The sequence below is a fragment of the Superficieibacter sp. HKU1 genome, from assembly GCF_029319185.1.
Lineage (GTDB): Bacteria > Pseudomonadota > Gammaproteobacteria > Enterobacterales > Enterobacteriaceae > Superficieibacter.
Window position 1 is genome coordinate 4,409,684 of sequence record NZ_CP119754.1, and the last position, 12,839, is coordinate 4,422,522.

The window sequence follows — 12,839 nt, forward strand, 5'->3', positions numbered from 1 at the left end:
CGCCCCTCCCCTCTCCCGCTACGGGAGAGGGTTATTAAAACAAAACCTACCCTACCTCTGGAGACTCTGTGATGAATGACACCATTTATCAGCGGATAGAAAGCAGTGCGCATTTCAGGGAGCTGATCGAAAAACGGCAGCGTTTCGCCATGATTCTCTCGCTGATTATGCTGGTTATTTACGTCGGCTTTATTTTGCTGATCGCCTTCGCGCCCGGCTGGCTGGGAACGCCGTTGCATGCTGGCACCAGCGTGACGCGCGGTATTCCCATCGGGATCGGCGTCATTGTCATTTCATTCGTGCTGACCGGCGTCTACGTCTGGCGCGCCAACAGTGAATTCGATCGTTTGAATAATGCCGTCATCCGCGAGGTAAACGTATCATGAAGAGGATCCTGACCGCGCTCGCCGCCACGCTTCCTTTTGCCGCTAATGCTGCCGACGCAATTACCGGTGCGGTAGAGCGCCAGCCAACGAACTGGCAGGCGATAATCATGTTCCTGATTTTTGTCGCCTTTACGCTTTATATTACGTACTGGGCCTCAAAACGGGTGCGCTCGCGCAACGACTACTACACCGCGGGCGGTAATATCACCGGCTTTCAGAACGGGCTGGCGATTGCCGGCGACTTTATGTCAGCGGCCTCATTTCTCGGCATCTCCGCACTGGTTTACACTTCCGGTTATGACGGCCTGATCTACTCGCTCGGCTTCCTGGTCGGCTGGCCGATTATTCTGTTCCTGATTGCCGAACGGTTGCGTAATCTCGGGCGTTTTACCTTCGCAGACGTCGCCTCGTATCGCCTGAAGCAGGGTCCTATCCGTATTCTTTCCGCCTGCGGTTCGCTGGTAGTCGTGGCGCTTTATCTGATCGCGCAGATGGTTGGCGCAGGTAAATTAATTGAGCTGTTATTCGGCCTTAACTACCATATTGCGGTGGTACTGGTCGGCGTGCTGATGGTGATGTACGTGCTGTTCGGCGGCATGCTGGCAACCACCTGGGTGCAAATCATTAAAGCGGTGCTGCTGCTGTTTGGGGCCAGCTTTATGGCCTTTATGGTAATGAAACACGTCGGCTTCAGCTTCAGTAATCTGTTCTCTGAAGCGATGGCGGTACACCCGAAAGGCGCGGCCATTATGAGTCCGGGCGGGCTGGTAAAAGATCCGATATCCGCGCTGTCGCTGGGGCTGGGGCTGATGTTCGGCACCGCGGGTCTGCCGCATATCCTGATGCGTTTCTTTACGGTGAGCGATGCCAAAGAAGCGCGGAAAAGCGTATTTTACGCCACCGGGTTTATGGGGTACTTCTACATTCTGACCTTTATTATCGGTTTCGGCGCGATCATGCTGGTGGGCGCCAATCCGGCCTTTAAAGATGCGGCGGGTACGCTGATTGGCGGCAATAACATGGCGGCGGTACATCTGGCGAATGCGGTGGGGGGCAATCTGTTCCTCGGCTTCATCTCGGCAGTGGCCTTCGCCACTATTCTGGCAGTGGTTGCCGGCCTGACGCTGGCGGGTGCATCGGCGGTATCACACGATCTGTATGCCAATGTGTTCCGCAAAGGTGCATCAGAACGCGATGAACTCAGAGTATCGAAAATTACCGTGCTGGTACTGGGCGTGGTGGCGATCCTGCTGGGCATTCTGTTCGAAAACCAGAATATTGCCTTCATGGTAGGACTGGCGTTCTCCATCGCCGCCAGCTGTAACTTCCCGATCATTTTGCTCTCAATGTACTGGTCGAAACTGACCACCCGCGGGGCCATGATCGGCGGCTGGCTGGGTTTATTGACCGCCGTGATCCTGATGATCCTCGGTCCGACCATCTGGGTACAGATCCTCGGTCACGCGACGGCCATCTTCCCGTATGAATATCCGGCGCTGTTCTCTATCGCCGTGGCCTTTATCGGCATCTGGATCTTCTCAGCGACGGATAACACGGCGGCCGGTAAACTGGAGCGCGACCAGTTCCGCGCGCAGTTTATTCGTTCTCAGACCGGCATTGGTATTGAGCAGGGTAAAGCGCATTAATGAAGTTGAAGACAAACCGTTTGTGGAACACGGGGCGACCACCGGGTTGGGCGTCCCTCCGGGAACCCAATCCCGGTGTTTCCCCTGACAATCCACCTTGTCAGCGGTCTGATTCATCACGCCCATCGCCCCGGCTATCTGGCCGGGGTATTTCAGAACATCATCCAGGCGACCAGCGGCGCAATCAGCACCATCAGTATCCCTGAAAGCATCATCACCAGGCTGGCGATAACCCCTTCCTGCGGACCTAACTCCCACGACCGCGCCGTACCCGCTCCGTGCGAAGCAGCCCCAAACCCCGCGCCTTTTGCCATTCCAGCCTGAATAGAGAGACGCAGAAAAAGCATGTCTCCGACCGCCATGCCAAACACGCCTGTTACCACCACAAAGAGCGCCACCAGATCCGGCTGCCCGCCCAGCGGTCTTGCCGCTGCCAGCGCAAACGGCGTAGTGACGGAACGTACCGCCAGGCTGCGCTGGATCTCATCGGGGAGCATAAACAGTCGCGCCAGCCAGACTGAGCTGGTTACCGCGACGACCGTTGCGGTGATCACCCCCGCCGACAGCGACATCCAGTGGCGACGAATAATCGACAGGTTATCGTAAACCGGCACGGCAAAGGCGATGGTTGCCGGGCCCAGCAGCCACAGCAGCCAGTGCGACTCGCCCATGTAGTTTTGATACGAGATATGCCCCACTACCAGCATCAACACCAGCAGAACGGGGGTTAATACCAGCGGCATCAGCGGGAGCTTATGAAAACGGCGATACAGCCGTTTGTTGGCGTAATACAGTCCCAGCGTCATTGCCAGGCAAATCAGGCTCAGCAGAAGATTATTCATCATTCAGCCTGCGCATTTCGTAATGATACACCCGGTCCACCACCCAGGCCGTCGCCCCGAGGACCATTAGCGTGCTCAGGGCTATCACCGCAAAAATACGCCAGCCGTCGACCATCAGAAGCTGGACATAATTCACCACCGCTACCACCGCCGGAACAAAAAAGAGCAGCATTTCCGCCAGTAACCAGCGTGAGCCCGCGCGGATCCATGCCAGCGGGATCACCCGGCAGGCAATCAGCACTAACAGCATCAGCATGCCCACCAGATTGGCGGGCAAAGGTAAATGCAGCCATGCGACGAGATACTCAGCAATCACGAAAAATCCGGCGTACAGTAGAACCTGCACCGGAGTCTGCAGGTGTTGAAAAACAGCAGGCACAACGCGCCCGGAGGCCACAGCCATGAAGAGCATTCCTGGGAATATAATCAGAGCCAGCATTATAGTGAGCGGCTGGCGATGAAAAAAATGAATTAAAATCATCGCGCCCATAGTTTTAAGGAATAACCATGGATCTGAGAACGCTACGCTATTTTGTCGAAGTGGTACGCCAGCAGAGCTTTACCCGCGCGGCGGAGCGGCTTTTTGTCACCCAGCCCACGATCAGTAAGATGCTGAAGAATCTGGAAGATGAGCTTAACTGCACGCTACTGATCCGCGACGGGCGCAGGCTGCTGCTGACCGACACCGGACGCGTGGTGTTTGAGCGAGGGCTGGCGATCCTCGATGAATTTAATCAGTTAGAGGCCGAACTCAGCGACATCAATCATCTCAATAAAGGTTTATTGAGGCTTGGCATTCCGCCGATGGTCGGCGTGCTGATGGCGGGGCCCATCAGTCTGTTTCGCCAGCGCTATCCTGGCGTTGAATTGAAAATTTCTGAATTTGGCGGACTGACGGTGCAGCAGGCGGTCATGAACGGCGAGCTTGATGTCGCCATGACCGCGTTGCCGGTAGAGGAAGAGAGCGGGCTCACGACGTTACCGCTCTTTAGCCATCCGCTCTGCGTACTGGTTCCCCGCTCGGGCGAGTGGCTGAACTGTCAGTCGATTTCTCCCCACCAGCTCGCGGCGCATCCCCTGCTGATTTACAACGAGGATTTTGCCCTCAGCCGCCAGTTGATGCATCTTTTCGATCGGCATGAGGCGAAGCCAAAAATTGCCGTACGCAGCGGGCAGTGGGATTTCCTGGCCGCCATGGTACAGGCAGGCGTGGGACTGGCGATTTTACCCGAGCCGATTTGTGAGCGGCTGAACAAAGATACCCTGCGCTGGATCCCATTACAAAGCGAGCTGAGCTGGCAACTGGGCATGATCTGGCGTGAAGGGGTCTATTTGTCGCACAGTGCGAGAGCGTGGCTGGCCTGTTGTGAAGGGTTCTGGCTACCTGAGAAATAATCAGACTGCTGACAAACGTTATCCCGTGGAATTTTGCCCGGTGGCGCTACGCTTACCGGGCCTACGTTTGTGGTGTAACCTGCTGAGATTGTAGGTTTTCGTAGGCCGGGTAAGGCGAAGCCGCCACCCGGCAAAACAGCGTGCACCATAGCCAAACAGGTTATTTACTTTCCACCAGCAGCGCTTCCAGCAGATCCAGATCGTGCAATAACTTTTGCAGCGTCTCATTACTGATCTGCCGCGTTGCTCGCAGATGATAAAGCTCAGCCCGCTCAGAGCGCAGCGCAGCCAGGCGGAAACGGCGCTCCAGATTCTCCTCCTGGAATGAGTGCTCCACATCATTACGTCCGTCGGCGCGGCGACGCAGATTACCAATCACCCGCGAACTCACCTCGCGTAAAAGCTGATCGTCAATATTCTCTTCCATATTGGCCGCCAGACGCTCTTCCATTTTCTCAATGGCGACAATCGCCACGTCCGCCGTCGCGGCACGGGCCAGCCTTTCTTCTTTCTGCTGCTGCGCATGGTCGCGAACTTCAATTCGCTGGAGCAGCATCGGCAGGACAATCACGCCGACAAACAGCGAAAAGAGGATCACGCCTGCCGCGAGGAACACCAGCTCATAACGTGCCGGGAAACCGCTGCCGTCCGGCAGTAATAGTGGAATGGAGAGCACACCCGCCAGGGTAATGGCGCCGCGCACGCCAGCGACCGAGGCTATCAGCAGCTCGCGGGTGCTCCACGAGCCAAACTCCATCGGCTTGTTCTTCAGGAAACGGAGGCTGAATTTTTTCATTGTCCACAGCCAGCCAAAACGTACGAACATCAGTGCAGCGTAAATCAGCACAATATCGGTGAACAGCATCCAGGTTTCAACGTTCGGGTCGATCTCTGCGGCGGCCAGCGAAGATTCCAGAATACCCGGCAGTTGCAAACCCAATAGCAGGAATACCATGCCGTTAAACACAAATTCGAGCATCGCCCAGGTACTGTTGGCACGCAGGCGCATAGCCAGTGGCGCAGAACGCATCACCCCGGAACGCGTAATCGTCATCCCTGCCGCCACCGCCGCCAGAATGCCCGATACGCCCACGTGTTCTGCAATGAGATAGGACGCAAACGGCAGCAGGAACAGCAGCACGATTTGGGTGGCTGGTTCATCACCACCCCAGCGGCTAAGGAAGCGTAACGACCGTCCGTACAGCCAGCTGACAATAAAACCAGCCAGCAGGCCGCCAATCGCCACCTTCAGAAATTCAACGGAAGCACCGCCTACGGTAAAGACCATGGTGCCCATCGCCACCGCGACGGCAAATTTCAGCGATACCAGGCCGGAAGCATCGTTCATCAGCGCTTCGCCCTGAAGAATGCCCATGATTTTTTTCGGAATACGCCCTTCACCAACGATACCGGAAAGCGCCACGGCATCGGTAGGTGACAGAACGGCCGCCAGCGCGAAGGCCGGGATCAGCGGAATACCCGGCACCATCCAGTAAATGAGGAAACCAATCCCCGCCACGGTGACCAGAACCAGCGCCAGCGCGAGGCCGAAGATCTCTCGTCCATGTTCAAGAAATTCGCGGGTCGGGGTTTTCCAGCCGTCAGCAAACAGAAGCGGCGGAATAAATAATACGAGGAAAAGCTCCGGGTCAAATTCGACGTGCAGGCCTATCGTCGGCCAGGCCAGCAGTGCCCCAATGGCAATCTGCATCAGCGGGAGCGGGATTTGAAAAGGAAGAACGCGGGTCACCACTCCGGAGAGCGAGACTACAAGCGTCATAATCAGTATTGTGAAGAATATTTCCATGCTGTCCCTGTTTGCTTTGTGTGGAATCAAGCGCACTGCGCATTTTAATAGTAAAACATTGTGGTCAACGGAAGGGAAACAGGATGTGCCTTAAAAAAATAAAAACGGGCGGCCTGAGCCACCCGTTTGGACAGGAAAAGGGTTATCGGCTTAAATAGCCCAGCCGCCTGCATAAAAAGCCACCAGTGCAATCGCGATGATCACGGTGCCAAGGTTCAGCTTACGCCATTCGCCCGACACGATACGGCCAATCACCAGCGCCGCAAAACCGATCATGATGCCGGTCACAATGTTACAGGTCAGAACGATAAACACGGCGGTGATCAGACCGCACATGGCATCAACAAAGTCGGCAAAGTCGATTCGTGCCACATTGCTTAACATCAGCAGGCCGACATACATCAGTGCCGGTGCGGTTGCATAGGCCGGAACAAGATAAGACAGCGGAGAAAGGAACAGGATCAGCAGGAACAGAATGCCGACCACAATTGCCGTCAGACCGGTTTTACCGCCTGCCGCCGTCCCTGCCGCAGATTCGATATAGACCGCTGCCGGAGCTGCACCGACCAGGCCGGAGAAGACGCTGCTCAGGGAGTCGGTGGTCAGCGCTTTGCCACCGTTGATAATCTGCCCGTCTTTATCCAGCAAATTTGCCTGTCCGGCCACCGCGCGAATGGTGCCGGTGGCATCGAAGACGGCGGTCATGACCAGCGCCAGCACGCTTGGCAGCACCACAGGATTCAGCGCGCCCACAATATCCAGGCTGCCAATCAGCGAGTTACCGTGCTCATCGCTCAGCGATGGCATAGCAAAAATCCCCGAGAAATGGACGTTCGGATCAAACAGCAGACCGACGATAGAAATGCCGATAATGGTCAGCAAAATGCCGCCCGGTACTTTCAGTTTTTCGAGGCCGATAATCATCGCCAGACCAATCAGCGACATAATCACCGGGAAGCTGGCGAAATGGCCCAGCGTAACCGGCAGCCCGTCCAGCGGGTTCTTGATGACCAGACCCACACCGTTGGCGGCAATCAGCAGCAGGAACAGACCGATACCAATTCCGGTACCGTGTGCAATACCCTGCGGCAGGTTACGTAGGATCCAGCTACGAATACCGGTCGCCGAAATAATGGTAAACAGCACACCCATCAGGAAGACGGCACCCAGCGCCACCGGAATGCTGATATGTTGACCCAGCACCAGGCTGAACGCGGTAAAGGCGGTCAGAGAGATAGCGCAGCCGATTGCCAGCGGCAGATTGGCCCACAGGCCCATTAATAAAGAACCAACGCCCGCCACCAGACAGGTCGCCACAAAGACGGCGGCAGGCGGAAAGCCAGCTTTCCCGAGCATTCCCGGTACCACGATGACGGAATACACCATCGCCAGGAAAGTGGTTAACCCCGCCAGAACCTCCTGACGAACGGAGCTGCCACGAGCAGAAATTTTAAACCAGGCGTCGAGTGAACCGCCGGTACGCGCTGAAGGCGTAGACATAGAAAACATCCCCTGAAAATTTTTTATCTTTCGTTGGTTAGCGTGGTGGACAATCCACTGCCAGATAAACGTCATCTCCCTGTGCTGCGTTACGGTAAAGAAGCACCGTAAAAAGCAAACGTTTAACTCCGCGCAAACAAAACGGCTTAACAAATGTTATTTAGTGGGTAAACGAAGACGATCGTCCATCCACTCAATAAAAGGCAAACGATTATCCAGCGTTTAACCCGCCTTTTTCAACTGAACTTTGCAGCATTTTGCTAAGATTCGCTTATGGCGGTGAAGAAATCGCCAGTCGATGCGCAAACGTTATCGTTTATGCGCAAACTGGCAACATTTTTTATTGCGGATTATTTCAATTTGAGAAGCGGCTTTTTGCCATCAGGAAAAGTTATTCGCCTGGCAAGGTGAACGGCCCGCCTTTTTCAATAGCGTGTTTCCATGCCGGACGCATTTCCACCCGCTTTTTCCAGGCGTTCAGATTTGGTAAATTATCGATGCCGCCGCGCGATAGCAGCGCAAATACCGGAAAGCTCATCTGCACGTCCGCCATACTCAGGTTGTCACCTGCAAACCACGGCTTATGTGCCAGTTCAGATTCGATAAAACGCGCGTGGGTCTCAATCTGCTTATTCAGGTACGCCTTCTGCACGCCCTGACCCAACGCGTTGCCGAGCGTACGAAGTCCAAACGGTACCGGCGGTTTGCCCAGCCGGCCAAAGACCAGCTTCATTAATAGCAGGGGCATCAGCGATCCTTCGGCATAATGCAGCCAGAAACGATACTGTAATTTCTGCGCCTTATCCTGCGGCTGAAGCTGGTGGGCAGGATCGTAATACTCTTCGAGATACTCAAGGATGGCCCCGGATTCGGCAATAATCAGCCCGTCATCTTCAAGCACCGGCGATTTACCCAGCGGATGCACCTTTTTAAGGGATTCCGGAGCGAGCATGGTTTTTTTGCGCTCGTAACGCACGATCTCATAGGGCTGATTTAATTCTTCAAGCGCCCAGAGCACGCGTTGTGAGCGTGACTGATTCAGATGGTGCACCTTCAGCATAATTTTCTCCTGTCGTTAAGCTGTTAACTATAGGAGAGGTTTGGGCTTTATTCTTCTTCCAGCAGGCGTGCACCGGTCCCTTCTTCTCCCAGTTTATCGCCGGGGTTACGCAGCGGGCAGTCGCGACGGGAAAGACAGCCGCAGCCGATACAGCCATCCAGCTGATCGCGCAATGCCACCAGAGTGTGTATGCGTCGATCCAGTTCTTCCCGCCACTGTGATGAAAGGTGCTGCCACTCTTTGGCGCTCAGATTATGCCCTTCCGGCAAAACGCCAAACGATTCGCCAATCGTGGAGAGCGGAATGCCAATGCGCTGTGCAATCTTGATGATTGCCACATAGCGCAGCACATCACGGGAATAACGCCGCTGATTGCCGCTATTGCGCACGCTTTTAATCAGCCCTTTGCTTTCATAGAAATGCAGGGCCGAGACGGCAACGCCGCTACGCCTGGCAACTTCGCCGGGCGTCAGCATCGCTTTAATCCGGGGTGATCTCTTTTCCATAAACCGCTTTACCTCAAGTTAACTTGAGGAATTATACTCGCCCGCAGAGAAAACGACGAATCTGATGATGAGAAGAGGACGCTGTATGTCGCATCGTGAAATTATTCAAACGCTGATTGAATGGATTGATGAGCATATCGATCAACCACTTAACATCGATATGGTTGCCAGAAAATCAGGCTATTCGAAGTGGTATTTGCAACGGATGTTCCGGGCGGTGATGCATCAGACGCTGGGTGGTTACATCCGCCAGCGGCGTTTATTGATGGCAGCAGAAGCGTTGCGCACTACGCAGCGGCCGATTTTTGATATCGCGATGGACTTAGGCTATGTCTCCCAGCAGACCTTTTCCCGCGTGTTCCGCCGCGAGTTTGATCGTACGCCGACGGATTATCGTCATCAGATTTCAGCGTGACGCTTACGCGGCTTCAGCAATCTTATCGGTTGCTGGAGCCAGAGAATAAACTCGTGGGGCGGCATCGCTTTCGCAAAGTGCCAGCCCTGACAATACTGAACGCCACGTTTCAATAACCAGGACACCTGCTCAGCCGTTTCCACACCCTCAGCAATGGTTTTCAGGCGTAAACTCTGTGCCATTTCAACAATATGCTCAGCAATCAAATTATTGGTGCTTAAGTTATCAATAAATGATTTATCAATTTTTAATATGTCCACATTGAGCGAATAGAGGTTGTGCAGATTAGAATAGCCGGTGCCGAAATCATCAATTGCCACTTCATAACCGGCCTGACGAAACGCCTGAATAACCGGTGTCGTTTTTGGCACGTCAATAAACCCACGTTCGGTCACTTCAATTTTGATTTGCTGGGCCAGGACCGAATATTTCTGTGCTTTATCAGAGATTAACGCGATTAAACGCGAGGAGTGGAAATCCGAGGCGGATAAGTTGATTGAGATATAAAGCTGCGGATGCGCGGCAAGAAACTCACCTAAATCGGTAAACACTTCTTCCACGACGTAATCCGTAACATGTTCAATCAGCCCTTCTTTTTCTGCCAGCGGAATAAACTCCGCCGGGCTCATTACCTGCCCTTCAAACCCCGGCCAGCGCAAAAGTGCTTCTGCGCCAACGCACTGGTTATTTTTGATATCGATAATAGGCTGGTAGTGCAAACGAAGCTGGCGTTTCTGAAGCGCACGCTGTAGCAGACGGCGCGGGGAGTTAAACTCCCGATGCGTTCGCGCCCAGACGAGCAGGATCAGCATACTGCAAATCAGTCCCAGAGGGAGCGTAAGCGTTGCCTGATGGTAGAAGTTATCATGAAAGCGGGATGATACTGTTGAAACAATAATAGCGATTGGCCGTCGTTCAGATCGCGCAATAGTATAAAAGCGTCCGTTATACTGAAAGGTGTAGTCTTTATTAAGCAACAGTTTTTTTAATATCGCAGGATCGGCCTGCTCACTTACCGAAAAAAACGCATTAGTGACCGTATCGTATACTCCGTACGCCAGCGACTGATCTTCCGAGATAACTTCACTGTAGGACAGAGGATTAATAACAGCAACATAATTCCCGCGCTGCATATAGTTCATTTTATAACCAGGATAAAACGGAGTATCCCGGTAGTAGTAAATAAAGGTATCAGGCTTGCGCCAGTAATTCTGTCGCGGCATCTGATATGGCTGTGCTGGATGAAGAGAAGTCGAGCATAAAAAACGATCGCCTTCAGCGTAGATTAAATCATCAACGTATAGTCGGCCATGAACTATATTCAACATTTGTTGCTGATGCCGGACGCTGCAAATGTCACCGTGGAATTGCCCGGCGGCATCGCGTGCAAGATCGGCCTGACGAATTACTTTTTCCGTTTTATTGAGCGCAAGTCGGGCAAATGAGCGCAGCTGATCGCGTGTTTCTGAAACGGCTCTTAAATGAGCAAACCATAGCGCAAGCATCACCGGCAGTAAAACCACCATGATGATCCCGAGGACTCTCAGCACCTTGCGTTGCACGCTATGGTTCATTTCAGCCTAATATCCCTGCATTTTATGTGCCCGAGCTCCAAAATGGATACTTTGATAAAAGAAGTGATTACGTTGCATGAATCATACGACATTAGCAACCGACTTTTTATCGCAAAAACCTAATATTTAGTGATGACGATAATATTTTCCCGTAAGGCAAACTTAAAGTGGAGGTCACGTTTTTATTAAGGAGAGGCGAAAATGTACATTGCGTTGTTTAAAACAGGAGAAGCCAGGCTAAGGACTAAAGCCTGGTGTATAGTTCTGCATCAACTGGTTGATGAGTGCCCTTTTAAGCAGCATAAATGCTGAATTAAAGATACAACTTTTGGAGAATATTCTCTGACGTTAAGCTGCGTAATAATTAAGTATTAGTTAAATTATGAAAAAAATATACGCATCGTTGCACAGCATAAAAAATCGGGCAAAAAAATTCCCACACAATTAAAAAGCCTATGGTTAAAGGCGCGCAAAAAAGTTTACCTGACGCACAGCAATCCGTCTTGCGGGATTTTATAAAACAGTGAAAGAGCGGGACATGTTATTGACGCTTAATTCTTCACCATAACTGAATTGAGAAAACCCGATATCACTATAGCGGAGTTTCATCGCGACGTATGACATTTTTCTTGCTCCTCAGCACGCAAGAAGGCGGTTCTTTCTCTGGCGAATAAAACAGCAAATGTGATATAGTTCACAAATCCTGTGATACAGGAACGCCGTTTCATAAAAGTTTACCTGCCTGATGACAGTCTGCGCCTCCTGGCGGGGCTGCTGGCCGAAGGCATGTCTTTTTTCACTGAGGATAAGATTTCATGGCCACCATTACTACCAGCGTGGTGTTGCTGCGCTGGCCTCTGGTAAGCGCCGGGCTGATGTTTTTAGCCAGCACATTGAACATTCAGTTCCGCAAAGCGGACTATATTGGTTTGGCCGTCATCAGCACGCTGCTGGGTATGATTGCCGCCTGCTGGTTTGCGACCAACCTGCTGGGGATCACAATGGCAGATGTCTCTCTGATTTGGGGCAATGTAAAAAATGTGATGGTCGAAACGATGGGGCAAATGCCGCCGGAATGGCCAGTGGTCATGACCTGATGAGGGAACGTTCAACGCCATGAACGGACCAGCCCCGGTAAAGGAGCTGGTCAGGATATCGCGCGCTTAGAACGGAATATCGTCGTCAAAGTCCATCGGCGGTTCGTTAGACTGTGCCGGGGCGGACTGCTGCTGTTGCGGACGAGACTGTGCGCCGCCGCTGAACTGGTTGCCGCCCTGCGACTGCTGCTGTGGCTGTTGAGGCTGACCCCAACCGCCCTGCTGACCGCCGCCTGCCGGCGCGCCGCCACCCTGCGGACGTCCGCCCAGCATCTGCATTACGCCGCCAATCTGCGGGACGTTAATCTCGGTGGTATAGCGTTCCTGACCACTCTGATCGGTCCATTTGCGGGTACGTAGCTGCCCTTCAATATACACCTGAGAACCTTTACGCAGATATTCCCCGGCCACTTCCGCCAGTTTGCCGAACATCACCACGCGGTGCCATTCTGTCTGCTCTTTCGTCTCACCGGTCTGCTTATCACGCCAGGATTCGGAAGTAGCCAGCGTGAAGTTGGCAACTGCGCCACCACTCGGCAAGTAGCGTACTTCCGGGTCCTGCCCCAGATTACCGACGAGAATCACCTTATTTACGCCTCTACTGGCCATAA

At 53.3% G+C, this 12,839-nt stretch carries 13 protein-coding genes; 5 read left to right on the plus strand and 8 right to left on the minus strand.

Annotated features, from left to right (window positions below):
* The first annotated feature begins 71 nt into the window (after positions 1-71).
* Positions 72-386: a DUF485 domain-containing protein gene (locus P0H77_RS21010; protein WP_276159108.1), complete on the plus strand. Its 315-nt coding sequence runs from the start codon at positions 72-74 to the stop codon at positions 384-386.
* Positions 383-2,032 (plus strand): cation/acetate symporter ActP, encoded by a 1,650-nt coding sequence (actP, locus tag P0H77_RS21015; RefSeq protein WP_276159109.1) that lies wholly within the window; start codon positions 383-385, stop codon positions 2,030-2,032. Before P0H77_RS21010 ends, actP begins: the two co-directional genes overlap by 4 nt.
* Before the next feature lie 152 nt (positions 2,033-2,184).
* Here actP and P0H77_RS21020 read toward each other — a convergent pair whose 3' ends face one another.
* Both P0H77_RS21020 and P0H77_RS21025 read right to left on the minus strand, forming a co-directional pair.
* On the minus strand, positions 2,185-2,874 hold the full coding sequence (locus P0H77_RS21020) for an LrgB family protein (RefSeq protein ID WP_276165191.1): 690 nt from the start codon (positions 2,872-2,874) through the stop codon (positions 2,185-2,187).
* Positions 2,867-3,277, minus strand: coding sequence for a CidA/LrgA family protein (locus P0H77_RS21025; RefSeq protein ID WP_176920874.1), 411 nt, complete (start codon positions 3,275-3,277; stop codon positions 2,867-2,869). Before P0H77_RS21025 ends, P0H77_RS21020 begins: the two co-directional genes overlap by 8 nt.
* A gap of 104 nt (positions 3,278-3,381) precedes the next feature.
* Here P0H77_RS21025 and P0H77_RS21030 point away from each other — a divergent pair, with 104 nt between their 5' ends.
* The gene (locus P0H77_RS21030; protein WP_276159110.1) at positions 3,382-4,269 is read left to right on the plus strand and encodes a LysR family transcriptional regulator; all 888 of its coding nucleotides are present in this window, start codon (positions 3,382-3,384) and stop codon (positions 4,267-4,269) included.
* Positions 4,270-4,429: 160 nt separating this feature from the next.
* Here the strand turns inward: P0H77_RS21030 and P0H77_RS21035 are convergent, their stop codons facing one another.
* The 4 genes from P0H77_RS21035 to soxR all read right to left on the minus strand — a co-directional run bounded on the left by P0H77_RS21035 (position 4,430) and on the right by soxR (position 9,142).
* Positions 4,430-6,076: a Na+/H+ antiporter gene (locus tag P0H77_RS21035; protein WP_276159111.1), complete on the minus strand. Its 1,647-nt coding sequence runs from the start codon at positions 6,074-6,076 to the stop codon at positions 4,430-4,432.
* A 150-nt stretch (positions 6,077-6,226) separates the two neighbouring features.
* Positions 6,227-7,576, minus strand: a complete 1,350-nt coding sequence (locus P0H77_RS21040; RefSeq protein ID WP_276159112.1) for an NCS2 family permease — start codon at positions 7,574-7,576, stop codon at positions 6,227-6,229.
* Positions 7,577-7,967: 391 nt separating this feature from the next.
* Positions 7,968-8,636: a glutathione S-transferase gene (locus tag P0H77_RS21045; RefSeq protein WP_276159113.1), complete on the minus strand. Its 669-nt coding sequence runs from the start codon at positions 8,634-8,636 to the stop codon at positions 7,968-7,970.
* Positions 8,637-8,683: 47 nt separating this feature from the next.
* Positions 8,684-9,142, minus strand: a complete 459-nt coding sequence (gene soxR, locus P0H77_RS21050; protein ID WP_276159114.1) for a redox-sensitive transcriptional activator SoxR — start codon at positions 9,140-9,142, stop codon at positions 8,684-8,686.
* An 85-nt stretch (positions 9,143-9,227) separates the two neighbouring features.
* Here soxR and soxS point away from each other — a divergent pair, with 85 nt between their 5' ends.
* Positions 9,228-9,557, plus strand: coding sequence for a superoxide response transcriptional regulator SoxS (gene soxS, locus P0H77_RS21055; RefSeq protein ID WP_276159115.1), 330 nt, complete (start codon positions 9,228-9,230; stop codon positions 9,555-9,557).
* On the opposite strand, the gene P0H77_RS21060 is transcribed toward soxS, so the two are convergent.
* Entirely contained in the window at positions 9,542-11,131 is a 1,590-nt protein-coding gene (locus tag P0H77_RS21060; RefSeq protein ID WP_276159116.1) for an EAL domain-containing protein, read from the minus strand. The genes soxS and P0H77_RS21060 overlap by 16 nt on opposite strands.
* Before the next feature lie 815 nt (positions 11,132-11,946).
* Between P0H77_RS21060 and P0H77_RS21065 the strand changes: the two genes are divergently transcribed.
* Positions 11,947-12,228, plus strand: a complete 282-nt coding sequence (locus P0H77_RS21065) for a YjcB family protein (protein ID WP_276159117.1) — start codon at positions 11,947-11,949, stop codon at positions 12,226-12,228.
* Between the two features lie 66 nt (positions 12,229-12,294).
* Here the strand turns inward: P0H77_RS21065 and ssb1 are convergent, their stop codons facing one another.
* A complete protein-coding gene (gene ssb1 / locus P0H77_RS21070) occupies positions 12,295-12,837 on the minus strand; it encodes a single-stranded DNA-binding protein SSB1 (RefSeq protein ID WP_276159118.1) in 543 nt (180 codons plus the stop codon).
* Positions 12,838-12,839 lie beyond the last annotated feature (2 nt).